Origin of the sequence: Sphingobium indicum BiD32, assembly GCF_000382885.1 — a bacterium.
Taxonomy (GTDB): Bacteria; Pseudomonadota; Alphaproteobacteria; order Sphingomonadales; family Sphingomonadaceae; genus Sphingobium; species Sphingobium japonicum_C.
The window spans coordinates 1-23,520 of sequence record NZ_CAVK010000079.1 but is presented as its reverse complement, the minus strand read 5'-3'; the positions used below and the strand labels follow the sequence as shown (position 1 = coordinate 23,520).

Below are 23,520 nucleotides of genomic sequence, written 5' to 3'. Positions count from 1 at the left end.
TTAAGCGCATGAGTTTGGCCTTGTCCCCTAAAGCCGTCGAGATCGTGGAGAGGGTGAAAGCCAGCAAGGGATTCACGTCCCGCGAGGCTGCAATCAACGCGATCCTAGAGCGGATCGGGGACGATATGTTTCTGCAACAGGAGTTTCTGGCCGTGAGTGGATAAGAAAATGCCCGGCTCGAAGCCGGGCACCCTCAAAACCGCTTAGTGGGACAGTGCGCCAACACTGAACCTACAGACAATTTCCCACTTAGCGGTTTTCGGACTTCGGTTCAAGGGCGCTTGATTCGCGCAACGGGATTTTTTTGCCTGTCTCCCGGCCCTTCGCAAAGGAGGGACGACGATGAGTGACACCAGAAGAAAAGGGCCGCTGGCGATCGGGGAGCTGACCCAGCAGCTTTTCGGCCGAGCCTATGGCGACCGTAGCCGGGGCGGGAAGCACATCACCAAGGCCCGCGTGCGCGGCGGCAGCAAGGAAGCCGGGAGCGACGTAGAAAAGGGCTTCCTCGCGGCGCGAGACACCAAGACGCGCAAGGGATGCTGGCGTGCGATCAATCTGGCGTTTGAAAAGGGCCGCGCCCTGCGCGCGGAGCTGCGGCGCGAGCCGCGCGAGATAACGCAGTTCGAGCACTATTGCATGAGCATCACCAATTCCACGATCCGGGTGTATCAAGCCCTGTTGCGGATGGAGGAGCGTTTCAGGGGCAACGTGGTGCCCAGCTATGAAATGATAGCCGAATGGGCGACCGTCTCTAGGGCCACCGTCGCAAGGGCCTTGAACGCCCTTACCAGCATCGGCTTGCTGGCGCGCCTGCGGCGCTACGTCCACACCGTCACAGAGGACGGGGCGCGATCAGAGCAGACCTCCAATGCCTATCGGGTGGAATTGCCGAGGATGCTTCTCGAATTGCTCGACCGGCGCAAGCGCCCTGCCCCGGTGCCCGACGACGAGGCCCAGCGCCTACAGGACCGGCTTGAAGATGAGGCTTGGATGCTCTCCCGGTTGAGCAAGGCCGATTACATACGGGAGACGACGACATGCAAGGCCACAGCGGAGGCCCTAATCAGCCTATGGAACGGCATTTGCGCCCGTGATGGCGTTGTTGCCTAGCCGTGAGTCTCATAATGGTTCTGAACCTCCCCTTGAGTTTATTTATCTAAGGTGATGCGGAGTTGCGCTAGTCGCGCAACGCTTAATTGAGACTGTTTGAACACCAAAAAGGGGGTAAGGCTCCGATTTGGGGAGCTGACATGCGTGTCCATTCGGGGCGCGGATAGCGGCACTCTGTAAAACTGCGGGGCAGCGACCAAATATGCCTTGCGATGGAGGCCATTTTAGCGGCTAAAAGATTTTCATGGCGGGCGAGCGTAACTTGACAGCAACCGGGAAACTTCCAATATATCGGATATGGCCGGGCTATGGTGCCAAGGTCGAAACCGGAGAAGTCCGATGAGCAACAGAGAGAGAATTGCCGCCGTGCTGGTTGGCGAAGAAGACCGGATTATGTGCCTGCCCCGGCTGTTCGGGCTGGCGCGCATGATCGAGGTCGAGGCCGTCACCTATGGCTATATGTCCAAGCTATCCGCCGACTACACGGGCGCATATTGGCATTTCTACACCCTATCGAACGGCGGGTTCTACATGGCCCCCGGCGATCAGCCCCAATATCGTCTGGAATGGGACGGCAACGGCTTCTCTGGCGACGTTTCGGCCGACGCGGCGGGCCTTATAGCCACCCTGTTCATGCTGGGGCATATGCACGAAAAATACGGCGAGGATCAATTTGCCCAGCTCTATGCGTGGGCATCTGCCTATGCCGCCCAACATTCGGAAGCGGGGCCGATCGGTGCCGCGCTCGACTAGCGCCACAGGGGGGCAGCGTGCCCCCCTTCCCTTCCCTGCCTATCGGGCATATTCCTCATTCGGCCGCCATGAGGAGCAACGCCAGCGAAGGAACAGACGCGCGCATGATTGATGTTCGGCCAGATTGCCTATTGCCCGCCGATCAGGGGTGGCAGCAGCCGACGCCGGATGAGGTAAGGGCGGTCCTCAAAGCAGCGGACATGACAGGGGGCAGCGCGTCCAAGTTTCTAGGCTTGAGCAATACCCGCGTTATTCGGCGCTGGACGGGCGGCGACGATCAGATTCCCTATTCGGCATGGGCGCTGTTGTGCGCGGCTGCGGGCTTGGGAAATATTTGGGAACACCAGAACGACGATTTTAGCGGCTAAAATTATTGCCGTTCAGACTTTACGGGGGCTTGACACGGTTCGGGATGCTGTCATTATATCGGTTGTGACCGGGCAGCCCGCCAAGGTCGAAACCGGAGTATTCCGATGAAGGCGAAAATTCCCCCGCTGCCCGCACGTTTTGCGGTCATGCGGCTTCCCAATCCTCCACCCGCATGGGAGGGCAACCGCGTGGATTACGTCATTGCGGCCGTCTGGACGTTCGGAGTCCTGATCTGGACCGTCGCGCGTTTCATCATCCCGCTTGTCGTCTTCTGGCAGTTCTGCCGGATGCTCTGGTATTGGAACACGCCGGATGTTCATGCCGGTTGGCAGTTCCTCGCCTATTATGCGGTCTATATCGCCCTCTACATCTTCCTTGGCGTCTATGAGCCGAAGCTATACCGCGAGAAGAATCGCGGCAGGCGCAATGGATAAACGCTTGAGCGCGTCGGCCTTTGAGCAAGCTGCTGGACGGCTCAATATCGCGGCGCGTCCGCTCGACATGGCGCGCGCCGTTCTGGTGGACGGCGAGGCCCAATCGGCCGTGGCGAAGCGCGAAGGCGTGTCCCGCAATGCCGTTTGTCTGGCGGTCAACCGGATTTGGAACGCGCATAGCGAGGTTCCCGAAGGTTTCGAGCGTGTGACGGCGATTTTACCGAAACATAAAGCCTTCCTTGTGCGGCAATGGCAGCGCGAGGCGGTGGAAAGATTGGACGCCAAACGATGAAAACACTTGTCATAGCGAACCAGAAAGGCGGCGTTGGTAAAACTTCAACGACCGTTCATCTTGCCTATTACTTCAAAGAACAGGGGTTGAAGGTCGCAGTTATTGACTTGGACACCCAAGGAAATGCCAGCTTCACCCTTGGCGAATATGATAGCGGAGCCTTGGCGAGCGGCCTTTTCGATGCCGTGTCACAATTCGACCTGGCTAACGCCGAGGGGATTGCTGTCTTTTCCGCCGACGCGCGGTTGGCCGATCTTGAGAAACTAGATCTCGGTGCGGCTGCTGGCGCGTTCAAGCGCAGTCTGGCCGTGATCGAGGCGGAAGGCTTTGACGTGTGCCTGATAGATACCCCCCCGTCCCTTGGGGTCCGAATGGCAGCGGCGTTGCTATCGGCCGACTTTGCGGCCTCGCCCATCGAGCTTGAAGCCTACAGTTTGCAGGGCATTGAGAAGATGGTGACGACGATCGCCAATATCCGGCGCGCGAACCCGGCGCTGCAATTCCTTGGCATGATACCGAGCAAGGTTGATGGCCGGAATCCCCGGCACGGGCAGCACCTTGACGAGCTGACCCGTGCTTATCCCCAGTTGGTCATTCCGACGCCGATCGGAAACCGGAGCAGCGTTGCGGACGCGCTGGCGTCGGGCTTGCCGGTTTGGTCGATCAAACGGACTTCGGCGCGGAAAGCGGCGCAGGAAATGCGAGCGATGGCCCGCCACATTCAAGAAAAGATGGAGATTTGACGATGGCCGACAACACCGAGGACAAGAAGCCGGGCAAATCGTCCACCAAAGCCGCGCAGAAGCCCGCGCAGAACGCGGGGCTAGGGTTGGAGGGGTTGGGCGACCTTTCGAGCCTCCTAGCCTCTCCTGCGGCCCCGGAGGGCGGTTCTGGCGCTCCGCTCGAATTGGAGCTGGCGCTGATTGACGAAGACCCGAACCAGCCCCGCAAGCAGTTTGACGAAAATTCGCTGGCGGAAATGGCCGAGACGATCAGGGAGCGCGGCGTGAAGACGCCTATTTCCGTTCGGCCCAATCCCAAGGTGGAGGGGCGCTATCTCATCAACCACGGCGCGCGCCGCTATCGCGCGTCCCTGTTGGCCGAGAAAGTGACAATTCCGGGCTTCATCGACCCCGATTATACCGAGGCCGATCAGGTCATTGAGAATTTGCAGCGGGACGCTCTCACGGCCCGCGAGATTGCCGACTACATCGGCCGCGAGCTGGCCAACGGGAAAAAGAAGGGCGAGATTGCCAAGGCCATCGGGAAATCCCCGGCCTTTGTCACCCAGCACGCGGCATTGCTCGATTTGCCGGAGCCGATCGCCAAGGCGTTCCAGAGCGGGCGTTGCAAGGACGTGACGTTGATCTATGACCTTGTGGGCCTCCACAAGAAGCATAGCGAGGGCGTTGCGCGCTGGCTGGCCGATGCCGATCAGGAGATTACGCGCGGATCGGTGCGGCTCTTGAAGGAGTTCCTTGAGTCCGGCTTGAGCGGCGAGGCCGAGGAGGAATCGGGCGACGACGAGGGCAACGGCGGCGCTAGTGACGACGCCGGGGCCGGAGAGGAGAAGGAACCGAAGGAGGAAGACCCGCTAAAGCTGAAAAAGGCCATTGTGCAGGTTTCTCATAACAAGCGCCCTGCCCGTCTGATCCTGAATAAGCGGCCCTCGCGCGATGGCGTGGCGTGGATCAAGTATGAAGACAGCGGCGAGGAAACCGAGGCCGATCTTGGAAAAGTGCAGCTTCTTGCGCTTCTTGAAGGATAGTCCCCTCCCCTGCCCAGCCTTACAGGCCCCGCTTGTGCGGGGCCTTTTTTATGGCGCGAGAGGTAAGAAAATCGGATATAGTGCAAGCTAGAAATTTTAGCCGCTAAAGGAACGGCCATGCAGGACACGCCGATTGCAGACCCGGACAAGTTTTCACTGGACGAGGGAACGGGCGACCCACAGGCCGACGCCGACCGGCTGTTAGACGAGGCGCGCACGCTGGATAGTCAGGAAACGGCAGCTATCGCCACCGCGCCAACCGAGGAAACCTATAACGCCCAGCTACAGACGGTCATTGAGGAGAAGGTTGAACAGGCGAACCAGATCGAGGACCGCCTAGAAAGCATGATGGAGCAGCAAACCGCCCGTTTGCAGCAAATCCAGCAGCAGCCCCCCGGCTTCCTGTCCCTGCCCGGCAAGCGCCAAGCATGGCAGGCCCGGATTGCCAACGCGCAAGCGGCCGTGCAGCGGATCGCGGTAAGGCTGGAAGCCGTGCGCGAAATCCGCGACGGCATGGCCGTTCACGGCCCGCGCGTGGAGACGATCGCAGCGGCCAAGCTCGAATATCGAGAGCCGAAACTTGTCGATGATTTCGAGGAGCTGATGCAGGCACGTCGGTTGCATGAGCTGCACATGCGCGCGGAGCGGGAGAAAGAACAGATCAGGGAAAAGACGATCGAGCGCGGCGCGGACGATCGGAAACCGGCAGGCCGCACGCTCGCGCGCGGATTGGCGAGAGATGGGGGATAGTGCGACATGGGGGAGGGGCCTTCGCTGGCGTCAATGATGGAACAGGGCGGCGGCCAACACTACCAGCGCCGCGATCAGCGTCAGGCCCGACGCTAGGAGATTGCGGTTAGCGACGGCCCGGCCATCGTTTAGGGGCTTTTGCAGCCCCGTCCCGATATGCTCCCCCACTTCCTTGATGATCGCCTTCGCTGCGGCCCCCATACGCTCGTTCATGGCGGCTTCCGAGGCGTCCAGCGCCGCGTTCAGCACCGATTCCGCCTTGTCGGTGATAGCAATCGACCAACGATTGCTCATGTCTTCCAGCTCGCTTTTGAACGCCTTTAGTTGCTCCTCCTGCGCATCGGCGCTTTCGCCCAGCAACATCGCGTTGATGGTTTGCAGGATCATCAAGGGATCATCGGCGGACAGCGTGACCCCGTGCTGGCGCGAGATTTCCGCGATCAGCGCCGCGATTTTTTCGTGATCGGCCATTACACGACCTTAGCCTTGTCGAGTTCAGCAAAGACCGCATCACGAACGCGGCCGAGGCGGTGACGCTGCATCAGGGCTATGTCGCCATCGGCAAGCGTTTCCTCAAAAGTCTTGCGTGCGGCCAGCATGTCCCGAACGTCCGCCCCGAAGGTTTCCTTTCTCAGATCGGGGAGGGTGACGATCGCGGCGACCCGATCCTTTAGCTCCCGGTAGGCTTTGAGCTGTTCAAAACTCTTACCCTCTGCCTCGACAGGCCCATGATAGGGGTTGAGCCACACGACGATTGCAGCCGGATCGGGGAAGGCTTCGGCTACCGAGGCGAAGCCTTGAAGCGTGTCGATCAGCGATTGCCCGCCTACGATAATGGTATGCAGGACGAGCTTATGGCCCAGATCGGCAATCACGTCAGGCGCACCGTTGTCGAACATATAGGAGGATAGGGCGCTGTAGCTGCTCGCGCCGCTGTCAATGACCACCGATTCCTTGGAACCGGCGATCATTTCCATCATGGCGTCGAATTTGCGCGGGTTTATGTCGCCGTTTTCCAGCAGCTCGACCTTGGACACGTTGAGGGACTGAAACCCGGCAAGGGTGGCGTTGATCGGATCGGTATCAATGCAGAGCGGGCTTTCGCCTCGCTTGGTCAGATATTGGGCCAGCATCGAGGCGGCGAGCGACTTGCCCACACCTCCCTTGCCCTGCAAAACTATGTGGACGTTGCTCATACCAAATCCTCTTTGTTCGGAGTGGCCGGGTGATTGAAGCGCGCCGGTTTGGGCCGGGGCGGCGGATCAGCTTCGGCCGAGGCCGTTGCTGATCGGGAAGGGGAGGGGGGCGCTGGAGGTGCCTTGGGCGGTTCCCCGGTAGCTGGCGCGCGATACCGGCGAACGTATTTGGCGAACCACGCATAGCCGAAGCTAATGCGGCCTTCCTCCGTCAGCAGCTCCCATATGCCGCGCACCGGCCATCCTTCCGCAAGGGCTGCATCTATGTCCGATCGAGCGGCGAGGAATTGCGCGAGGTTCCGGTTTTTGCCCCCCGGCTCCCGTGAGGCCGCCCGTTCGCGCAATCGCTCCGTGAAGGATTTCCCGCTGTCTGTCATTTCCACCTACGATATTTTTCGGCGCATAATCGGCTATAAAGCGTTCATAAACCGGCCACGAACCGATGAACTCCCGCTATATCGTATTTTTCTGCCAGATTAGGCCGTGTGGCGCTAGATATTTTCGGGGGTGAACGATATATGATCGTTCCAGCAACAGTTTCTATTTGGCGTCTAAACGTCGAAGACGGGGCAGGATAGGTAATGGAGGCATCCACGCAAGCGCGGACACCCCCATTACTCCCCTTATTCGCACCGGGGGCGCTCAACGGGAATCCTGCTCTGCGAGGCCCGCCGCTACCGCGTCGAAAGGGAGAGAGTTGAACGACAAGCCCAAGGCCAAACGCGAGCGGCACCACGTCAAGATATGGTGCAGCGCGGAGGAGAAAGCGGAGATCGAAGCCGCCGCGCAGGCAACCGGCTTGAGCGCATCCACCTATCTCCGCGTCCTTGGATTAGGGCATGAGCCGCGCCCTCTGATCGACATAGAACAGGGGCGCGAGTTGGTGCGCGTGAATGGCGACCTTGGCCGCCTTGGCGGCCTGTTGAAGCTATGGCTTACCGACGACGCCAAGTTGGAGGAGATGGCCCCGGAGCGGATGCCGGTTATCATCCGGGGCGTGCTGGCCAAAATCGAGGCCAATCAGGAGGAGTTATCCGGCATCATTCGGAAGGTCTTGCGCTCCCGGCAAGATTTTAGCGGCTAAAAAAGGGGCCGCGCCGATGATCGCAAAACACGTCCCCATGAAGGCGACTTCCAAGAGCGATTTTGGCGGGTTGGTGCGATACATCACCAGCGCGCAGGGACGTGACGAGCGCGTGGGTCTGGTGACTGTCACCAACTGCAACGGCCATACGCCAGAAGATGCTGCGCAGGACGTTATGCTTGTCCAATCCGCCAACCAGCGGGCGGCGTCGGATAAGACCTACCACTTGATTATTTCCTTCCGGCCCGGCGAGAATCCCAGCGCCGAGGTTATGCGTGACATAGAGGAGGCGGTATGCGCCGCGTTGGGCTTTGCCGAGCATCAACGGGTTAGCGCCGTCCACCACGACACCGACAACACGCATATTCATCTAGCGATCAACAAGATTCACCCTGTCCGGCACACGATCCACGCGCCGTTGCGGGATTATCAAACCCTTGCCGCTGTTTGTGAGCGGCTAGAGGTCAAGCACGGGTTAGAGCCGGATAATCATGCGGCCCGGCAGCGCGCGGGAGAAGCACGCGCGCGCGACATGGAGCAGATCGCGGGCACGGAAAGCCTGATAGGTTGGGCGCAGCGGAATTGCGCCGAGCCATTGAAGGCCGCCGCGAGTTGGGCCGAGTTGCACCAGATCGCGGCCAATTTCGGCTTGTCGGTGCAGGCGCGCGGCAACGGCCTGATATTTGCGGCGATGGACGGAACGACCGTAAAGGCCAGCTCCATCGCGCGCGAACTGTCAAAAGGGGCGCTAGAGAAACGCTTGGGAGCCTTCCAGAGCGCACAGGGAGGGGAGGGGGCACCGAAGGCCCGTCAGACCTATGAAAAGCGCCCCGTGCCCTCCCGTATCGACACCAGCGCCCTATTCTCCGCCTACCGCGAGCAGCAGGGCACACGCGCCACGCGCCGAAAGGTCGAGCTGGCCGAGGCCGCAGCCAAGCGCCGCGCGGCCATTGAACAGGTGAAGCGCATCGGGAGGACGAAGCGGGCGGCGATAAAGCTGCTAGGTGGCGGCCCGGTTGTTAAGCGCCTCAATTACGCATTGGCGGCCCGCTCCACCAAGGCCGCCATTGCCAAGATTGTCGCCGCCCACGGGCGGGAACGGGAGCGCATTGCGTCGCGCAATTCCCGGCGCGGGTGGAATGACTGGCTACAGGAGCAGGCCAAGGCAGGCGACCAGACCGCCCTTGAGGCCCTGCGCGCGCGGGAGGGGCGGCGCACAGCCCCCAATGACGCGCTGCATATAGCCGCCATGCCGACCGCAGCGCATCCCGCAGCGATCAGGCAAGACCACATCACTAAGCGCGGGACGATCATCTACCGCACCGCCAATGCAGCGGTGCGCGATGATGGCCAGCGCCTGCATGTATCGCGCGGGGCGCAGATCGAGGGCGTTGTTGCCGCCTTGCGGCTTGCGCACGAACGCTATGGCGACAGGCTGGCGATCAGCGGCAGCGATCAATTCAAGGCCCTTGTGGTGGAAGCCGCCGCCCGTTCGGCCATGCCCATCACTTTCGCGGACCCCGATCTAGAGGCCCGCCGTCAAAATATCAGGCAAGAGGAGCGTGCGCGTGACAGACAAATCATTGGACGAGGAGATAGAGGCGGCGCTGGCGTTGTTGGGCGAAACGCCGTCAATGGCGCTGGACGAGACGCCAGCGCCACAGCACCAGGTCGAAACGGGACATTCCGACCCGGAGCCGTCAGCGCCGGAGGAACCAACGCCGGAACCGGCCTTGCAGCCGGAGGAGCCAGCATCGCCGCCGTTGGAATTGGTCACGCACAGCCCGCCAGAAATGGACATTCTAGCGCCGGAGGAGCCGAGGCCCCCAGCGAGCGCGCCGTTAAGCCCAACATTGGCCGCGTTGGACGAGAGCCGCCGCCCGAAAGCCGAGGTAGTTTGCGCGACCTGTCCAAACTCGGTCTGGTTCAGCACGCCGAGCGAGGTAGCTTGCTATTGCCGCGTCATGTTCATTCAGACGTGGACGACCAAAAAGCCCGGCCAGATCGTCTTGTGCGACGGGACGACGATCGGCCGCGAATGAGCGACGATCAGGCCAGAGCAGCGGATAAATACATTGCGGAACGTAATGCGAAGCGTCACATTGGAATGGATATACCGGCGCATCGGCTGTTCACTGGCGATCATGGGCCGCTGATTTACGCCGGGACGCGACAAATCGAAGGGCAGAAATTGATACTCCTAAGAGATGGCGCTGACATGCTTGTGCTGCCCGTGGACGCGCGCAGCGCCGCCCGCGCGGGCAAGCTGGCGATTGGCGAGCCGATCGAGATTGCCAGCAACGGCACCGTCAAAAGCAAGGGGCGCAGCCGGTAACGGCCGCGAGAAGGGCAAAGCATGGCAAAGAAGCGCAATACAGCCATCGGGCCGCAAGTGCGGGAGCGCGGAAGCAAGGGCGATAATCGCCCGTTGCTGGCGGCCCTTGTGGCCGGTTCCGCCCTTGGAGGCTTATGGAGCGCAACGCAGATGTTCGCGCACCAGATGGCCTATCAGGCTACCTTGGGGCCGAACGCGGGCCATATCTATGCCCCGTGGCGTTTCCTGCAATGGTTCAGCAAATGGAGCGAGGTTCCGGCGCTGAAACCCGCCTTCGGGCAAGCCGTGGGCGTGGGCACCGTGGTTTTCGGCGTGGGCGTCCTGATAACCGCTGCTGTCAAACTGGCGAAATCGAACGCCGGGAAGGGCAATGCCTATCTGCATGGATCGGCCCGCTGGGCCGACATGGAGGACATTCGCGCGGCCAGCCTCGTTGAAAATGATGGGGTCTATATTGGCGCATATCAGGAGAAGAACGGGAAGACGGTCTATCTACGCCATTCCGGCCCGGAGCATTGCCTAACCTATGCCCCGACCCGATCGGGGAAGGGCGTGGGCCTTGTCATCCCGACGCTGCTTTCGTGGCCGCATAGCGCCGTCATCACCGATTTGAAGGGCGAGCTATGGGCGTTGACCGCCGGTTGGAGGAAGCAGCACGCCAACCAGATCGTCATGCGGTTTGAACCGGCCAGCTCGCGCGGCTCCGCCCACTGGAACCCGCTGGACGAAATCAGGGTAGGGACTGACAACGAAGTCGCAGACGTTCAGAATCTCGCTACGCTGATAGTGGACCCGGACGGGAAGGGGGTCGAAAGCCATTGGCAAAAGACCTCGCGGGCGCTTCTGGTAGGCGTGATCCTGCATGTCATCTACAAAGCCAAGCATGGCGGCAACGCGGCGACCTTGGCCGAAGTGGATGCCGTATTGGCCGATCCGGTTCGGCCCGCGCAGGAAGTTTGGGAGGAAATGCTTACGTTCGGCCATTTGCCGGGCGGCAAAAATCATCCCGTTGTCGGCAAAGCCGCACGCGCCCAGCTCAATCGCCCCGATGATGAGGGCGGATCGGTTCTATCGACCGCGCAGAGCTATCTAGAATTATATCAAGACCCGGTTGTGGCCGCGAATACCGCCACTTCCGATTTTCTCATTCGTGACCTGATGAACAGCGAGAGGCCGGTTAGCCTCTACATCATCACCCAGCCCACGGATAAGGACCGGCTGCGCCCGCTTGTCCGCGTCATGCTCAACATGATGGTGCGTATCCTCGCGCCCAAGCAGGAGTTCGAGGAGGGCCGCGTAGTTCAGAGCTACAAGCACCGCGCGCTATTTATGATTGATGAGTTTCCCAGCCTTGGGAAACTTGGAATCATTCAGGAGTCCTTGGCGTTCGCCGCAGGCTACGGCCTGAAATTCTATCTCATTTGTCAGGACACCAACCAGCTTAGGAGCCGGGAAACCGGCTATGGGCCGGATGAGCTGATAACCTCCAATGCTCATATCCAGAACGCCTATCCGCCCAACCGCGTTGAGACGGCCGAGCATCTTTCCAAACTCACCGGGCAGACCACCGTTCTTAAAGAGCAAATCACTAAAAGCACGGGACGCGGGGGCGGGGGGTTCTTTGGTGGCACCGTGTCCAAGACCGTGCAGGAAACCCAGCGCCCGCTTTTGACGCCGGATGAGTGCATGAGGATGCCGGGGCCGAAGAAGACCCCGGACGGAGATATTTCGGAAGCGGGCGACATGCTGATTTATGTCGCAGGCTATCCCATGATCTACGGCCGTCAGCCCCTCTATTTCCAAGACCCGACCTTTAGTGCCCGCGCCAAGATTCCCGCGCCGGATCGGAGCGACACGATCAGGGGCAATCAAGCGCCGAAGCCGCCCGAAGGGGGCCGGAGGATCAAACTATGAAGCGGCCGAGCTTCGCCAAGGTCAGCCGCTATGCGGTTTGTGGCGTGGCGGGGGCCATGATCGCCATGCTTGGCGCGAAGGCGGCGGGCCTTCGCTTCAACGCTACGCCGAGCATCCCGCTAGGCGTCTATCGGGCGACGGGCGGGACCGCGCAAAAGGGCGATCTTGTGGCGTTCTGTCCGCCCGCAGCGCCGCCCTTTTTGGAGGCGTTGCGTAGGCGCTACATCGAACCCGGCGACTGCCCCAGCGGAAGCTATGAAATGATGAAGCGGATTTTAGCCGCTAAAGGCGACCGCGTTCAGATTGGCGGGCAGGGCGTGCGGATCAACGGCCGCCTTGTCCCCGACAGCGCTCCGCAGCTTGCCGATGGGGCAGGGCGGGCCTTGCCCCGGCTCAATGCCGATTGGACGCTAGGCGACGGGGAAATCCTTGTCCTTGGCGATGGCGCGGCCTCTTTCGACGGCCGCTATTTCGGGCCGATCAGCGCGCGGCAAGTGACCGCCCCTATCAAACCCGTAGTGACGTGGTGACGGCATGAGCGGGGAGATCATTGTCATTGCTGAAAAGCCCGAACTCGCGCGGGCCATTGCCGAGGGCCTTGGGGGAGGGGCGCGACAAGACGGCTTCATAGATTGCGGCCGTCATTATGTGACATGGGCGATCGGCCACATGCTTGAGCTGGTGGACCCGCAAGACCCGTGGAACATGGCCGCGCTGCCGATCAGCTTCATCCCGTGGGAAAAGCGGCCCGTCGCCAAGACGAGCGCCCAGCTCCGCACGATCGGCAAACTCCTCAAATCGGCGCGGAGCGTCATTCACGCGGGCGACCCCGACGATGAGGGCCAGCTTATTGTTGACGAGATTCTGCAATGGGCCGGGAGCCGGTTGCCGGTCCAACGCCTGCTAATCAATGACAACAATCTAAAGGTTGTGCAGCGGGCCTTGGCGTCCATGCGGGATAACCGTGAATTTGCCGGGTTGTCCGCATCGGCCGAGGCGCGCAGCGTGGGCGACTTGCTCTATGGCGTGAACATGACCCGCGCCTATACCCTCGCGGCGCAGGCGCGGGGGTTTCAGGGCGTTCTTAGCGTCGGCCGCGTGCAGACCCCTATCTTGGGCCTTGTCGTCCGCCGTGACCGCGATTTTGAGGCGCACACCAAGAGCTATTATTACACGGTTTCGGGCCAGTTCAGTTTCGCCGGGCTGACCTTTCCCGCGCGCTACCAGATCGGAGAGGGCGACCCGGTTGATGAGCAGCGCCGCTTGATCGACCGCAATTTTGCGACGGCGGTAGCCGGGGCGGTGCAGGGGCAACCGGCTCGCATCGCCAGCGCCAAGACCACGGCGAAAGAGGCAGCGCCGCCGCTGCCCTACAACCTCTTGAAGCTGCAAACCGATGCCGCACGGAAATTCGGCTATAAGCCCAATCAGGTGAAGGACATTACGCAGGCGTTGCGGGAGAAGCATCGCCTTATCACCTACAACCGCAGCGACAGCGAATATTTGAGTGATGAGCAGCACGCGGACGCCCCCGGCGTGCTGGCGGCCGTCGCCGCGACGGTCCCGATGCTGGCGGCGATCGCGCAGCGCGCGGACCCGGCGATAAAAAGCCGTGCCTTCAACTCGCAGAAGGTTTCCGCGCATCACGCCATCATTCCGACCGAAGCCACGGCCGATTTTGCCGCGCTGACAGAGCCGGAGCAGCGAACCTATATGCTGATCGCGCGCGCCTATGTCGCGCAGTTCTGGCCCGCGAACCAATATGACCAGACCGAAATCGAGATAGAGGTTGCGGGTCACGCCTTTGCCGCGCGGGGCAAGGTTGTGACCAAGCCGGGTTGGACGGTTCTCTATAAGAACGATGTAGGCAATGAGGACATTGCCGAGGACGAGGACACCCTTGCGGCCGATTTGCGTTCGATCGCGTCGGGCATGGCCGGGCAATGCCTTTCCGCCAGCGCCGACCAGCAGGAAACCAAGCCCAAGCCGCTCTATACGATGGCCACGCTTTTGACCGACCTAACGCGGGTGGCCAAATATGTTCGGGACGAGCGGCTTAGGAAACTCCTGATCGAGAAGGACAAGGGGAAGGCGGGCGAGCATGGCGGAATTGGAACCCCGGCGACCCGCGACAGCATCATAGCCACGCTTTTCGATCGCGGCTTTTTGATCGAGAAGGGCAAGAATATCATCAGCTCCCCGCAGGCGCGCGGCTTCTATGACGCCTTGCCGGATCAGGCGAAATTTCCCGACATGACCGCCATTTGGCACGAACAGCAGCGCGCGATTGCCGAGGGCAAGAGCGATGCCATGACATTCGTTCGCGGACTGGCCGATTATGTCGGCCGCGAGGTCGCGCGGGTGAAAGAGCAGGGCCTTGCCATAGCGATCGACGCGCCGCCTTGCCCGTCATGTTCCAAGCCGCTGCGCCGGATCAAAGGGAGCAAGGGCTATTTTTGGTCCTGCACCGGCTATGCCGACGGCTGTAAATTCACCGCCAATGACAAGGCGGGCAAGCCGGAGCTGGTGAAGGCTCCCGCGCCCGTGCCGTCGCAGCAGCACAAATGCCAAGCGTGCGGCGCTGGCCTAGTGCGGCGTCCTTCCGCGAAAAAGAAGGGGGCCTTCTGGTGGAGTTGCAGCGCCTATCCCGGCTGCAAACAGACCTATTTCGACAACAAGGGACAGCCCGATTTCAGCAAAGGAGAACGAGCATGACGGATCAACCCAATGCGCAGGACGTGCCCACCCTTGACGAGCTGGTGACGCGCAAACTTGCCGACGCCGAGACTCCCGGCGCGGTTGTGGAGTTCGACCCGGAGGAGGCGGAGCGGGCGGGGGCCTTTGTTGAGGATGCCATGAGCGAGGCCGACGCGCGCGAGGCCGAGGAAGGGCTTGATGGTGACGCGGAGCCGATCGCCACGGGACGCGGCGAATTGATCGCGGCAGCGCGCAACGCCGACTAATCGGGAGGAGGCGAGGATATGGCCGAGGGCAAGATACCTTTTCACCAGCGCGTTGCCGACAAGCTGATAGAGCAGTTGAAGCAGGGCACCGCCCCTTGGCAAAAGCCTTGGGAGGCGACGGGCAGCAGCGGGTTGCCGTTCAACCCCACCACGGGGAAACGCTATCGCGGCGTCAATGTCCTCAATCTCATGTCCGAGGGCCGGGCTGATAATCGCTGGCTGACATACAAGCAGGCCGCAGCCCAAGGCGCACAGGTGCGGAAGGGCGAGAAAGGCTCCCTTGTCCAATACTGGCAGTTCGAGGAGGAGCGGGTAGTTCGGGACGAGAGCGGTAAGCCCGTTCTGGATGCCGAGGGTCGCCAGAGGAAAGAGAAGGTCGAGCTTGAGCGGCCCCGTGCGTTTTATGCCGTGGTGTTCAACGCCGAGCAGATCGACGGGCTTGCCCCGATCGTCACCACTACGCACGAATGGAATCCGGTGGAGCGGGCCGAGGCCATCTTGCGGGCGTCGGGCGCGAAAATCACCGAGGAAGCGGGCGACCGCGCCTATTATCGGCCTTCGACCGACAGCATCACCTTGCCGTTGCGGAGCCAGTTTCCGAGCGCGGATCGGTTCTACGCCACGGCGCTGCACGAGCTGGGGCACTGGACTGGCCACCCCAACCGCCTTGACCGGGATTTGGCGCACCCGTTCGGTTCGGAAGGCTATGCCCGCGAAGAATTGCGGGCCGAGATTGCGAGCCTCATAACCGGGCAGGAATTGCAGATCGGCCACGACCCGGAGCAGCACGCGGCCTATGTCGGATCATGGATCAAAGTCCTTGAGGAAGACCCGCTTGAGATTGTCCGTGCCGCATCGGACGCCGAGAAGATTCACACCTATGTTCTGGCGCTGGAACAAAAACAGGTTCAGCAGGTCGAGCAGGCACACGACCATACGCAATATTTCGTCAGCAACGAAAATACGCTTTGCTATCAGCAGCCGGGCATGGCGATGTTGGGCGTTCTTGCCAGCAATATAGACGGGCGCAACCCGATTAACGGGCCATTCTATGCCAGTCCGCTAGATCAAATCCGGCCTGCCACGCGCGAGGATTTTGACAGGTTCCGCGTTACTCTACCGCCAGACTTCCAGCAGGCGCAGGAGTATCGCCAGAATGATCTTGATGAGGGCGATCGGCTTGCGGTCGCGGACATGGCCAAGACTGTTCAAGCCTATGAGGAGTGGCAGAACGGCCCCCATTTCGAGGGGAACGAGGAAGCGGACCTAGTAATATCCGACGACCTCAATATGGAGCTGGACGAGCGTATAAAGGCCGCCTTCGCCAGACCGGGGCTTGCGGCGGCGCTCAATGCCTCCGGGTTTACGGTCGAGCGGCTGACAGACCATAGCGGCGACAGATGGGCCGCCGCAGCCGGGGCCGTTGCCGCCATAGGCGATCCTATACCGGAGCCGCAGCAGCACTATTCCGACCGCACTTTGCGCGCGCTGATCGACAAGCACGGTTGGGAGCCGGTTGATAGTGGCGGGCCGATGCACACCGTTCGACGGCAATTTGAGGGCGTCGGGCCGATCGGCACGATGATAACCCCGAACGGCGAGCGAAACCTTATGGCGGGCTATTCCGCAGATAGCGAACGCCGCCGCTATATCGCCTTGTCGCTTGGGCCGAACCAGATCACCGATTTTGACGGCCGCGACCAGAACCCGGAGGACGTTGCCCGCCTTGTCAATTTGAAGGCCGAGCAATATGCCGATGAGCGCCGCGAGCGGCAGGGCTTGGCCCCTCTCTATGCGGTCAATTCGCCGCCCTTGGGCATCGCCGCGACCGACCAGCGGGACGCCGCGCCAGAGCCTTCCACCCGCACATATCTTGCGGTCCCCTATCGGGAAAAGGACGAGGCGAAAGCCTTGGGCGCGAAATGGGATAAGGCCGAAAAGTCGTGGTATGTTCCGGCAGGCGCTAATGTCGAGCCGTTCCAGAAATGGCTTTCAAGCGCCGTAGAGGCACCCGCAGGAGATCTAGGCCAATCGCTCCCCGGCGAGCGCGCGCAGCGCCCCACGGCCCCGGAGCAGCCGCAGGAAGGGCAAACGATGCAGGAAACCCCGCGACAGGCACGCGAATATCTGGCGGTGCCTTATGGCGAACGAACCCTTGCCAAAGCCAACGGCGCGAAATGGGATGCCGCTCGCAAGAGCTGGTATGCGCCGGAGGGCGCGGACCCGGAGAAGCTGGCGCGCTGGAAAATAGACAATCAGCCGCGCCAGAAGGAGGCGAAAAGCCCGGAGGTCGAATTTGCCGACGCGATGAAATCTCTTGGCCTTGAGGTTCCCGCAGGGCACCCGATGATGGACGGCAAGACCCACCGCGTTCCGGCACAGGGCGATGGAAAGGGCGAGGTGGCGGGTTTCTATGTCGCCTTCACCGATGGCCACCCAGCGGGCTACATCAAGAACAACCGTTCGGGGCTGGATATGCGATGGAAAAGCACCGGCTACACGTTGAGCGAGGAGGAAAAGGCCCGGTTGAACGCCGAGGCCGCCACCAAGCGAGAGGAGCGCGAGCGGGAGCGGGCGGCGACATATGATGCGACGGCCGAGCGCGTGCAGCAGCGCGCCGCGCAATGCCGTCAGATCGAGCAGGCAACGCCCTACATGGAGAGGAAGGGTATTGCGCCGACGATCGGCGCGCTCGCCAGCGCCAGCGATACTACAATCCACCTTCCGGCGATCGACACCAGCGGCAAGCACTGGACGACGCAATATATTCAGGAAGACGGCACGAAGCGTTTTGCGAAGGAGAGCCACAAGGAAAGCTGTTTCCATGTGGTCAACGGGGGCGTGACGCCGCAGGCCGCACTAGCCGCGCTCGACAAGGCCCCGCGCATTATGATTGGCGAAGGCTACGCGACGATGGCGACCGTCTCTAGCGTGGTGGACCATGCGACCGTCGCGGCGTTCGATTCCGGCAACCTCCCCGCCGTCGCAGCCGCGTTGCGCGAGCGTTACCCCGACAAGCCGATTTTCATCATGGGCGAGGACGATCAGCGCGTCTTGGAGAAATTCGGCTACAATCCCGGCAAGGAGAAGGCGACCCAAGCGGCGCAGGCCGTGAACGGCGTTCCGGTCTTCCCGACCTTCGCCCCCGGCGAGCAGCAGGCCGACCCGGCACGCTTCACCGACTTCAACGACTTGCAGCAGAACAGCCGCTTGGGCCGTGAAGGCGCGGTGCGCCAGATCAGGGCGGCGATCGAGAACCCGCGTCAGCAGGAGCGGGAGGCTCCCCGGATCAAGCTGGACGACGAACGCGAAAGGAAGCGTTCCGGGCCGGTTATCGGAGACGATCAACCGGCCCAGCGCCGCAGCGTTCGACGCTAGATCAAGCGGAAACCAACTTCCTAGAATAGTCGAGGGAACGGAGCGCGGTTTTGAGATGGAAGGCGGTTATGTCGTCGTCCATCTCCACCGCGATAACGAGGCTTTCCCGTGCGAGGTCTATAGCGTGGAGGAGGCGGCGATATTGTTCATCGCTCAAGTCCGTGTCTCGCATTGTTCTCGCAGTTCGCGGGGCCTTCGCTTCATCCACGGTCAGGGTGACAGGCTCCCGATCGTCATGGCCTTCGGCCTCTAGCTCGCTAATGTAATGCAGCGAATGGAGCGCGTGTTTCAGTTGGAAGGCTGATAGATCGTCGCCCAGCTCCGCCGCGATAGCGAGGCTTTCGCGCGTGAGGGCTATAGCATGTTGGAGGCGGTGATATTGTTCGTCGTTCAAGTCCATCATCACCCGACTCCGAAGCAGGTTCCAGAATGGCAATATACCTACGTTTGGACGATATGGCGCACCCGTTGAGCAAATTATTCGGGAAGCGGTTGAGGGCGCGGAGGCAGGCCCTCAAAATGTCGCAAGCGATGCTGCATGAGCAAACCGGCGTCACGGCTTCCTACATTTCGTTTATCGAGAACGGGAAGGCCAATCCGACCTTGGATGTTATGGCGCAGCTCGCGGACGCGATCGGGTGCCCTGTCTCGGAAATGTTGGCCGCTGAAGCATAGTCGCCGCTGTCTATGTGCTGCAGCATAGCCGCCCGCGTCTATGTCGCCGGTGGCATAGACGTTCCCGTCTATGATGCGGGCCGGTGAAGCCTCCTTGCTGGCTTAGGAGGTTGCAGCATCGAGCCGGAGCCGTAATCATCCGGTGCCATGAAGGAATGGCCCGATCCGAACGACGATACCGGCAGCGACTTGCTTATCCACATCGAGTTTTGGGGATTGCTGGCGCTTACCGGGCTTGCCTTCCTCGCGGGCGTTGGGCCGCCGATCGTCCGCTTTGTCCGTTCAGTCATCGGATAGGCGCGCACGCCTATGATGCTGTCCCGTGGCGGGGAACAATGTAGGCCCATATGCCGCCTTGGCTCGCCCACTCTGGATGCGAATAATTATAGGCCATCATGGCGAGCGTGAACAGCAGCAGCAGAAGCGCCGACAAATCGCCGCGCGAAAAGGGCCTGTTGTTATCGCCGTTCATCGCCTCTTTTGACACAGGAGCGGTAATCGGACCCTTGCCCGCCTTGGTTAAATGTTGGTGGACGAGCTGGGGGCGCAAAAAGATGGACCCGACAGCTAATGCAGCCGGGTCCAGTGAAAGAACCTAAATGATCGAGAAAGGTTCTTCGGGTCGCAGGGCTGATCTAGGATGCTTTGGTTAATCATTTCACAACGGCAACGAGTGCGGTGCTGGCCTGCTATGAGTCCACTTCCAGCAGCGCGGCGAGGATCGCAATTCGCTCGCCCGCAGGCAGCTCGCTAAACATGCGTTTCCAACGTGCCGCCTTGCGCTTGATCCTCTGGCGATCGGTGAAATCCACCCCGGCATGGGTGGCCCAATGCGCCGCATCGGGCGCATAGTTCATCCATAGACATTCGGTGCGCGGCCCGCCTCGCGTCATGGCCTGATAGGACAGGACGCGCCAGCGCGGCGCGGGCAGCAGCTCGCTATACAGGGACGAGGGATAGCCTGAAATCATCACCGAGGCGGGCAGCGCATCGAGGACGGCCAGCAGTTCCCTATGGTCCGCTTCCGTATAGTCATAGCGGTAGCGCGTGCCCGGATGGGAGCGCGTGGCGAGGACATAGGGCGGATCAGCATAGATCAGCACGCGCCCAGCGGCCGAAAAGTCGAAATCGCGCAGGAAGGCGAGGCAATCGACGTTGTAGGTTTCGACGGCCGCGCCATCGAACGCGCTCGATTCCTCTGCCGCGATCGAGCCGAAGCACTCAAAGGTAGCCGGATCAATTTCGAGGCCGATCGAGCGGGCAGCGGGAGGCTTGCGCCGGAGGACGATGCCGGAGCCTAGATGCGTCTCAATGTAGGTATCGTGCGGCGGCATATTGGCAATCACAGCCTGATATGCGCCCGAAACCTGTTTCGAGCCGAGATAGCCGGTCATGGCACCTACTGGAAAAGAAGGAGCAGGCGGGGGAAGCGTCCCCCTGCGATCGGGCCGCCCAGCGTCCCGCTCGACCCCCACAGCAAGGGGCCAGCCCCTCGCAACGCTCCCCGGCTAACACCAAACGGAAGGTTCGGGCTGGGGGCGTTCATCTGGAACGCCGGGGCGACGGCGGCTTAGGCAGGCCGTGGCCGATTTCGTTGGATTTGGTTTTGCCGTCGCCTTCGCTCTGGCCTGTCTTGAGGGCGTCGGAGAGTCCGGCGAGCGAGCTTCCCCGCGCCGCGTTCAGGAGAGACGTTCGGCCACTTTCCGGCGTAGCTTTTCGTCCGTCGCCATGTGCGAGGCTCCCACCAACATCAGGGCTTCCAACCGCGTAAAGTTGCCCGTGGGGAGACTGTCCTTTGAATTGGAGGGCGCAATCGGCGCTGACGCGGCCGAGCTGGTTGAGCCGGTCGAACTCTCTTTCAAGTCTTTCTTGGACAGGTCCATTTTCCAATTCCTTCCGCCAGATATTTACACCGTCCATGCCTTCTAGGCGATGAACATTCGCACGATCGCGCACGTCATGGACCGCAACCGAAATCTGATCGCCAAAGCGACCTAGAAGGGCCTCTAGGCCGTCAGGCGTGCCCTCCTGAATACGCACCATCACGGCCGCGCTCGCACCCCGGCCCAGCTCCTCAAAGCGTTGGAATGTGTGCGCAAGCGCCTCCTCTGGCCGAGGCAGAACCGCTATTACCCCGACCCTGCATCCGGCGCTCAATGCCTGTTCGACCTTGGCTATGCTTGCTTGCGGATCGACAAGCTGGCCCTCAAAGATCGCGCGCACGTCACGGCCGAGCCGGTTTCCTTCATGCAGCGCCGCATACTGGATTTCAGAGGTTTTCCCGGCTCCCGGCATCCCGGTTACGAACAGCACCAGGTTGCGGGCTGGATCGGAGCTATCGGCCACTACACGGCGGTATTGTTCGGCCGCCAGAACGGCCGCGGCATTGTGGACGGGCGCGTTGTATCGGCCGCGGGCCTCCCTTGAGGCGGTATATTCGGGAAGCAGCTCTTTCATGGCGTCCGCACAGACGTAGCGCCCCCCGAACGTGCCGGGTCGGGCCGCATAGTCCGTCAGGAACCGTTCGGGCGCAGCTTGCACGGCATCGACCACGCGCCGTTGCACGTCCGCGCGATCGGCGTCCGCGAACTCCAATACCCTGATAGGTTCCAATGCCATCCCGCTTCCTCTGTCAGATCCGGCATAGACGCAGGCGTCTATGAGAACCAGAACTATTTGTTGGGGCGTGGTCTAGCACGAATATAAGAAAGCCCGACACAGGGCCGGGCTTTCGCACTTTCGGACACAACGGGGGTTGTGCGCGACCCGAAAGCAGAGTTGTTGCAGAACCGTATCGGGCAGGCACGGCGCTGGCAGGGCGAAGGAGCCGCGCCAGCGCGATATGCTCAATCTATCGTCGGCAGGCTGTTAATCATGGTGTGCAACGGAACCTTACCATTAATCGTGCAGCGCGAGATTCATGGATAGCGATCCCGGAGAAGCGCGAAGGCTGCACGCGGTTGAGAACCGCGCAATGGCGCGCCGCATTGAGGCGGAGCGTTGGAAAGCTCTATGGGATGAGGCGCACCCCGCAGCGACGGAGGCCCCGGCCCCGGACCATGCAGCTCCCGACAAACCGAGCCGCTTGCGCTCGATATTAACGCTATTCCGAAGGGATAGCCTCTAGTCTCGCTTATGACGCTGTTCAGGCTGGCCTAGAATGTGATCGTTGATGGTCGCAACGGCAAGCGGGATCAGGTTGAATAGCTGGTAGGCGAAGATCGCGCCGACAAAGAACACCAGAAGCGGGTGCGCCTCAATCAGATCATAGTTGGCCCGCACGAACACTGTCCCCGCTGCGAAAGCGAGGACATAGAGGATCATCGTCAAAGCCCCGTCGAATAGGCTGCGCATCGTCATGGGCCGATCCTAGCCCCTTTATTCGACAGGGGCGAGGGGCGCGCTGGCGCAATCGTCGCCACCGCACAGGAGCCGCAGCGCGGGCTTGCCCCATGCCTGCACGCCGCATGTAGGGCAGCGATATTTGATCCGGTTCGATCGGTTCCCCGTGGCGGGCTGAAGCACGTCCGCCAGATGGCCGCCGGCAGCGCCGGCGCCGGCGCCGGCGTCGATCGCCGGCGTCGGCATGATCGCCGGGAACCGATCGAGCCACGAAATGCGGAAATTCTGCGTCAACAGGGCATCCGTGGCGAGCATGAAGGGGCCGCCCGGAATGGCATAGTCGGCCATTTTCTGCCCTGTCCTAGCGCCTCCGGGCTGGCCCGTGCTGGACGGCATGAGGCCGATAGCTTCCATTTTGTCGGCCCATTCCCGGTTGTGATAGCCGGAGCGCGACGGGTTGCCGAAATGGAACTGCCATGCGTGGACCATTTCATGCACTACAGTTTGGAGGACTTCGAGCAGGGGGACCACGGCGAAATATGCCGGGTTGATGGCGATTTCATCGGTCTTGCTCTTGTCGTGATGATGCACGAACCGTTCCGATGAGAAATAGCCGTAGCTCCGCTTTTCCCTCTGCATCGTAATCAGACAGGAGGGCAGCTCGCCCGCGAACAGCTCCCGGTTGTAATGGTCGAACGCCAGTTGCAATTCAGCATAGGCTTGCGCGGTCGGGTTGGTCATGCGCCCAGCGCCTTCGCTTCGGCCGCGCAGCGATCCTTATGGGAATACCATTCACCCAGCGCGCTACCGCGACCACCCTTCCCGAACCACGTCCCGGAGCGCCAACCGCACTCGCAGCTTACCGAAACACCAAAGCTATAGCCTGCCAGCTTGTGCCCCTTGAGGGGCTTTTCCTTCGCCATAATCAGACCCCCCTTTCATTGCGGCGTCGTTCAACGTAGCCATCGGCCTTGCCGTCCTCGTAAGGCTCCCAAAGGTCGGGGTTGGTCGGTTCGCAGCCCTGATAGCGGGGATCATCGGGCCAGCGGCCACAGTTCCACCCGGCGTTATAGGCGCGCTGCTGATCCTCATGGGTCATTGGCTGGCTCCCTGTTCAGCGAGGCGGGCCATGACGCGGGCTCTGTTGCAAAGATTGG

At 61.4% G+C, this 23,520-nt stretch carries 28 protein-coding genes; 17 read left to right on the top strand and 11 right to left on the bottom strand.

The window, feature by feature from the left end:
• Positions 1 to 342 precede the first annotated feature (342 nt).
• From EBBID32_RS08745 to EBBID32_RS08710, 8 genes are all read left to right on the top strand, one after another.
• Positions 343 to 1,110: a helix-turn-helix domain-containing protein gene (locus EBBID32_RS08745; protein WP_006954207.1), complete on the top strand. Its 768-nt coding sequence runs from the start codon at positions 343 to 345 to the stop codon at positions 1,108 to 1,110.
• A 339-nt stretch (positions 1,111 to 1,449) separates the two neighbouring features.
• Complete coding sequence (locus tag EBBID32_RS08740) at positions 1,450 to 1,863, top strand: antirestriction protein (RefSeq protein ID WP_006954205.1); 414 nt, start codon at positions 1,450 to 1,452, stop codon at positions 1,861 to 1,863.
• A gap of 104 nt (positions 1,864 to 1,967) precedes the next feature.
• Positions 1,968 to 2,231: a hypothetical protein gene (locus tag EBBID32_RS08735; RefSeq protein WP_006954203.1), complete on the top strand. Its 264-nt coding sequence runs from the start codon at positions 1,968 to 1,970 to the stop codon at positions 2,229 to 2,231.
• 105 nt (positions 2,232 to 2,336) lie between these two features.
• Complete coding sequence (kleE, locus tag EBBID32_RS08730) at positions 2,337 to 2,666, top strand: KleE stable inheritance protein (protein WP_006954201.1); 330 nt, start codon at positions 2,337 to 2,339, stop codon at positions 2,664 to 2,666.
• Positions 2,659 to 2,958 (top strand): TrfB-related DNA-binding protein, encoded by a 300-nt coding sequence (locus tag EBBID32_RS08725; protein ID WP_019053944.1) that lies wholly within the window; start codon positions 2,659 to 2,661, stop codon positions 2,956 to 2,958. The genes kleE and EBBID32_RS08725 overlap by 8 nt, the downstream gene beginning before the upstream one ends.
• Entirely contained in the window at positions 2,955 to 3,701 is a 747-nt protein-coding gene (locus tag EBBID32_RS08720; protein ID WP_006954197.1) for a ParA family protein, read from the top strand. Before EBBID32_RS08725 ends, EBBID32_RS08720 begins: the two co-directional genes overlap by 4 nt.
• A 2-nt stretch (positions 3,702 to 3,703) precedes the next feature.
• Positions 3,704 to 4,726, top strand: a complete 1,023-nt coding sequence (locus tag EBBID32_RS08715; protein ID WP_006954195.1) for a ParB/RepB/Spo0J family partition protein — start codon at positions 3,704 to 3,706, stop codon at positions 4,724 to 4,726.
• Positions 4,727 to 4,843: 117 nt separating this feature from the next.
• A complete protein-coding gene (locus EBBID32_RS08710) occupies positions 4,844 to 5,476 on the top strand; it encodes an IncP plasmid survival protein KfrC family protein (protein WP_006954193.1) in 633 nt (210 codons plus the stop codon).
• Positions 5,477 to 5,506: 30 nt separating this feature from the next.
• Here the strand turns inward: EBBID32_RS08710 and EBBID32_RS08705 are convergent, their stop codons facing one another.
• Genes EBBID32_RS08705 through EBBID32_RS25250 form a run of 3 tightly spaced genes read right to left on the bottom strand, consistent with a single transcriptional unit; the run spans position 5,507 to position 7,049 of the window.
• On the bottom strand, positions 5,507 to 5,947 hold the full coding sequence (locus EBBID32_RS08705; protein WP_006954192.1) for a conjugal transfer protein TraM: 441 nt from the start codon (positions 5,945 to 5,947) through the stop codon (positions 5,507 to 5,509).
• Positions 5,947 to 6,672 carry a nucleotide-binding protein gene (locus tag EBBID32_RS08700; RefSeq protein WP_006954191.1) on the bottom strand — a complete coding sequence of 242 codons (726 nt, stop codon included), beginning with the start codon at positions 6,670 to 6,672 and terminating at the stop codon, positions 5,947 to 5,949. The genes EBBID32_RS08705 and EBBID32_RS08700 overlap by 1 nt, the downstream gene beginning before the upstream one ends.
• Complete coding sequence (locus EBBID32_RS25250; RefSeq protein WP_196805621.1) at positions 6,669 to 7,049, bottom strand: TraK family protein; 381 nt, start codon at positions 7,047 to 7,049, stop codon at positions 6,669 to 6,671. The genes EBBID32_RS08700 and EBBID32_RS25250 overlap by 4 nt, the downstream gene beginning before the upstream one ends.
• Before the next feature lie 320 nt (positions 7,050 to 7,369).
• On the opposite strand from EBBID32_RS25250, the gene EBBID32_RS08695 reads away from it, so the two are divergent.
• Genes EBBID32_RS08695 through EBBID32_RS08665 form a run of 7 tightly spaced genes read left to right on the top strand, consistent with a single transcriptional unit; the run spans position 7,370 to position 18,346 of the window.
• Complete coding sequence (locus EBBID32_RS08695; RefSeq protein ID WP_006954189.1) at positions 7,370 to 7,756, top strand: plasmid mobilization protein; 387 nt, start codon at positions 7,370 to 7,372, stop codon at positions 7,754 to 7,756.
• Between the two features lie 16 nt (positions 7,757 to 7,772).
• Positions 7,773 to 10,091 (top strand): TraI/MobA(P) family conjugative relaxase, encoded by a 2,319-nt coding sequence (gene traI / locus EBBID32_RS08690; protein ID WP_006954188.1) that lies wholly within the window; start codon positions 7,773 to 7,775, stop codon positions 10,089 to 10,091.
• Between the two features lie 21 nt (positions 10,092 to 10,112).
• Positions 10,113 to 12,005: a type IV secretory system conjugative DNA transfer family protein gene (locus tag EBBID32_RS08685; protein ID WP_006954187.1), complete on the top strand. Its 1,893-nt coding sequence runs from the start codon at positions 10,113 to 10,115 to the stop codon at positions 12,003 to 12,005.
• On the top strand, positions 12,002 to 12,535 hold the full coding sequence (traF, locus tag EBBID32_RS08680; protein ID WP_006954186.1) for a conjugative transfer signal peptidase TraF: 534 nt from the start codon (positions 12,002 to 12,004) through the stop codon (positions 12,533 to 12,535). The genes EBBID32_RS08685 and traF overlap by 4 nt, the downstream gene beginning before the upstream one ends.
• Positions 12,536 to 12,539: 4 nt before the next feature.
• Positions 12,540 to 14,720, top strand: a complete 2,181-nt coding sequence (locus tag EBBID32_RS08675) for a DNA topoisomerase 3 (protein ID WP_006954185.1) — start codon at positions 12,540 to 12,542, stop codon at positions 14,718 to 14,720.
• Positions 14,717 to 14,968, top strand: a complete 252-nt coding sequence (locus EBBID32_RS25195) for a hypothetical protein (RefSeq protein WP_006954184.1) — start codon at positions 14,717 to 14,719, stop codon at positions 14,966 to 14,968. The genes EBBID32_RS08675 and EBBID32_RS25195 overlap by 4 nt, the downstream gene beginning before the upstream one ends.
• 18 nt (positions 14,969 to 14,986) lie before the next feature.
• The gene (locus EBBID32_RS08665; protein ID WP_006954183.1) at positions 14,987 to 18,346 is read left to right on the top strand and encodes a zincin-like metallopeptidase domain-containing protein; all 3,360 of its coding nucleotides are present in this window, start codon (positions 14,987 to 14,989) and stop codon (positions 18,344 to 18,346) included.
• 1 nt (position 18,347) lies between these two features.
• Here the strand turns inward: EBBID32_RS08665 and EBBID32_RS08660 are convergent, their stop codons facing one another.
• Positions 18,348 to 18,749, bottom strand: a complete 402-nt coding sequence (locus EBBID32_RS08660) for a hypothetical protein (protein ID WP_019053934.1) — start codon at positions 18,747 to 18,749, stop codon at positions 18,348 to 18,350.
• 26 nt (positions 18,750 to 18,775) lie between these two features.
• Here EBBID32_RS08660 and EBBID32_RS24835 point away from each other — a divergent pair, with 26 nt between their 5' ends.
• Complete coding sequence (locus EBBID32_RS24835; RefSeq protein WP_019053933.1) at positions 18,776 to 19,021, top strand: helix-turn-helix domain-containing protein; 246 nt, start codon at positions 18,776 to 18,778, stop codon at positions 19,019 to 19,021.
• 147 nt (positions 19,022 to 19,168) lie between these two features.
• Entirely contained in the window at positions 19,169 to 19,318 is a 150-nt protein-coding gene (locus EBBID32_RS24520; protein WP_006954178.1) for a hypothetical protein, read from the top strand.
• Between the two features lie 10 nt (positions 19,319 to 19,328).
• Here the strand turns inward: EBBID32_RS24520 and EBBID32_RS24070 are convergent, their stop codons facing one another.
• The 7 genes from EBBID32_RS24070 to EBBID32_RS24515 all read right to left on the bottom strand — a co-directional run bounded on the left by EBBID32_RS24070 (position 19,329) and on the right by EBBID32_RS24515 (position 23,462).
• The gene (locus tag EBBID32_RS24070) at positions 19,329 to 19,493 is read right to left on the bottom strand and encodes a hypothetical protein (protein WP_019053931.1); all 165 of its coding nucleotides are present in this window, start codon (positions 19,491 to 19,493) and stop codon (positions 19,329 to 19,331) included.
• Positions 19,494 to 19,710: 217 nt separating this feature from the next.
• Entirely contained in the window at positions 19,711 to 20,415 is a 705-nt protein-coding gene (locus tag EBBID32_RS08650; protein ID WP_006954176.1) for a DNA adenine methylase, read from the bottom strand.
• Between the two features lie 148 nt (positions 20,416 to 20,563).
• Positions 20,564 to 21,640, bottom strand: a complete 1,077-nt coding sequence (locus tag EBBID32_RS08645) for a hypothetical protein (protein ID WP_037489865.1) — start codon at positions 21,638 to 21,640, stop codon at positions 20,564 to 20,566.
• Positions 21,641 to 22,144: 504 nt separating this feature from the next.
• Positions 22,145 to 22,381, bottom strand: a complete 237-nt coding sequence (locus EBBID32_RS08640; RefSeq protein ID WP_006954175.1) for a hypothetical protein — start codon at positions 22,379 to 22,381, stop codon at positions 22,145 to 22,147.
• An 18-nt stretch (positions 22,382 to 22,399) separates the two neighbouring features.
• Positions 22,400 to 23,104: a SprT-like domain-containing protein gene (locus tag EBBID32_RS08635; RefSeq protein ID WP_006954174.1), complete on the bottom strand. Its 705-nt coding sequence runs from the start codon at positions 23,102 to 23,104 to the stop codon at positions 22,400 to 22,402.
• On the bottom strand, positions 23,101 to 23,286 hold the full coding sequence (locus EBBID32_RS08630) for a hypothetical protein (RefSeq protein ID WP_006954173.1): 186 nt from the start codon (positions 23,284 to 23,286) through the stop codon (positions 23,101 to 23,103). The genes EBBID32_RS08635 and EBBID32_RS08630 overlap by 4 nt, the downstream gene beginning before the upstream one ends.
• 2 nt (positions 23,287 to 23,288) lie before the next feature.
• Entirely contained in the window at positions 23,289 to 23,462 is a 174-nt protein-coding gene (locus EBBID32_RS24515; protein ID WP_006954172.1) for a hypothetical protein, read from the bottom strand.
• Positions 23,463 to 23,520: the final 58 nt, after the last annotated feature.

What these genes read in the sequence shown, in the direction of transcription:
- EBBID32_RS08645 (WP_037489865.1), bottom strand. Translation starts at nt 21,640, where the DNA reads ATGGCATTGGAACCTATCAGGGTATTGGAGTTCGCGGACGCCGATCGC.
- EBBID32_RS08735 (WP_006954203.1), top strand. Translation starts at nt 1,968, where the DNA reads ATGATTGATGTTCGGCCAGATTGCCTATTGCCCGCCGATCAGGGGTGG.
- EBBID32_RS08705 (WP_006954192.1), bottom strand. Translation starts at nt 5,947, where the DNA reads ATGGCCGATCACGAAAAAATCGCGGCGCTGATCGCGGAAATCTCGCGC.
- EBBID32_RS24070 (WP_019053931.1), bottom strand. Translation starts at nt 19,493, where the DNA reads ATGAACGGCGATAACAACAGGCCCTTTTCGCGCGGCGATTTGTCGGCG.
- EBBID32_RS08740 (WP_006954205.1), top strand. Translation starts at nt 1,450, where the DNA reads ATGAGCAACAGAGAGAGAATTGCCGCCGTGCTGGTTGGCGAAGAAGAC.
- EBBID32_RS25250 (WP_196805621.1), bottom strand. Translation starts at nt 7,049, where the DNA reads ATGACAGACAGCGGGAAATCCTTCACGGAGCGATTGCGCGAACGGGCG.
- EBBID32_RS25195 (WP_006954184.1), top strand. Translation starts at nt 14,717, where the DNA reads ATGACGGATCAACCCAATGCGCAGGACGTGCCCACCCTTGACGAGCTG.
- kleE (WP_006954201.1), top strand. Translation starts at nt 2,337, where the DNA reads ATGAAGGCGAAAATTCCCCCGCTGCCCGCACGTTTTGCGGTCATGCGG.
- EBBID32_RS08630 (WP_006954173.1), bottom strand. Translation starts at nt 23,286, where the DNA reads ATGGCGAAGGAAAAGCCCCTCAAGGGGCACAAGCTGGCAGGCTATAGC.
- traF (WP_006954186.1), top strand. Translation starts at nt 12,002, where the DNA reads ATGAAGCGGCCGAGCTTCGCCAAGGTCAGCCGCTATGCGGTTTGTGGC.
- EBBID32_RS08675 (WP_006954185.1), top strand. Translation starts at nt 12,540, where the DNA reads ATGAGCGGGGAGATCATTGTCATTGCTGAAAAGCCCGAACTCGCGCGG.
- EBBID32_RS08725 (WP_019053944.1), top strand. Translation starts at nt 2,659, where the DNA reads ATGGATAAACGCTTGAGCGCGTCGGCCTTTGAGCAAGCTGCTGGACGG.
- EBBID32_RS24520 (WP_006954178.1), top strand. Translation starts at nt 19,169, where the DNA reads ATGAAGGAATGGCCCGATCCGAACGACGATACCGGCAGCGACTTGCTT.
- EBBID32_RS08640 (WP_006954175.1), bottom strand. Translation starts at nt 22,381, where the DNA reads ATGACGATGCGCAGCCTATTCGACGGGGCTTTGACGATGATCCTCTAT.
- EBBID32_RS08745 (WP_006954207.1), top strand. Translation starts at nt 343, where the DNA reads ATGAGTGACACCAGAAGAAAAGGGCCGCTGGCGATCGGGGAGCTGACC.
- EBBID32_RS08720 (WP_006954197.1), top strand. Translation starts at nt 2,955, where the DNA reads ATGAAAACACTTGTCATAGCGAACCAGAAAGGCGGCGTTGGTAAAACT.
- EBBID32_RS24835 (WP_019053933.1), top strand. Translation starts at nt 18,776, where the DNA reads ATGGCAATATACCTACGTTTGGACGATATGGCGCACCCGTTGAGCAAA.
- EBBID32_RS08710 (WP_006954193.1), top strand. Translation starts at nt 4,844, where the DNA reads ATGCAGGACACGCCGATTGCAGACCCGGACAAGTTTTCACTGGACGAG.
- EBBID32_RS08700 (WP_006954191.1), bottom strand. Translation starts at nt 6,672, where the DNA reads ATGAGCAACGTCCACATAGTTTTGCAGGGCAAGGGAGGTGTGGGCAAG.
- EBBID32_RS08635 (WP_006954174.1), bottom strand. Translation starts at nt 23,104, where the DNA reads ATGACCAACCCGACCGCGCAAGCCTATGCTGAATTGCAACTGGCGTTC.
- EBBID32_RS08715 (WP_006954195.1), top strand. Translation starts at nt 3,704, where the DNA reads ATGGCCGACAACACCGAGGACAAGAAGCCGGGCAAATCGTCCACCAAA.
- EBBID32_RS08650 (WP_006954176.1), bottom strand. Translation starts at nt 20,415, where the DNA reads ATGACCGGCTATCTCGGCTCGAAACAGGTTTCGGGCGCATATCAGGCT.
- EBBID32_RS08665 (WP_006954183.1), top strand. Translation starts at nt 14,987, where the DNA reads ATGGCCGAGGGCAAGATACCTTTTCACCAGCGCGTTGCCGACAAGCTG.
- EBBID32_RS24515 (WP_006954172.1), bottom strand. Translation starts at nt 23,462, where the DNA reads ATGACCCATGAGGATCAGCAGCGCGCCTATAACGCCGGGTGGAACTGT.
- EBBID32_RS08660 (WP_019053934.1), bottom strand. Translation starts at nt 18,749, where the DNA reads ATGATGGACTTGAACGACGAACAATATCACCGCCTCCAACATGCTATA.
- traI (WP_006954188.1), top strand. Translation starts at nt 7,773, where the DNA reads ATGATCGCAAAACACGTCCCCATGAAGGCGACTTCCAAGAGCGATTTT.
- EBBID32_RS08685 (WP_006954187.1), top strand. Translation starts at nt 10,113, where the DNA reads ATGGCAAAGAAGCGCAATACAGCCATCGGGCCGCAAGTGCGGGAGCGC.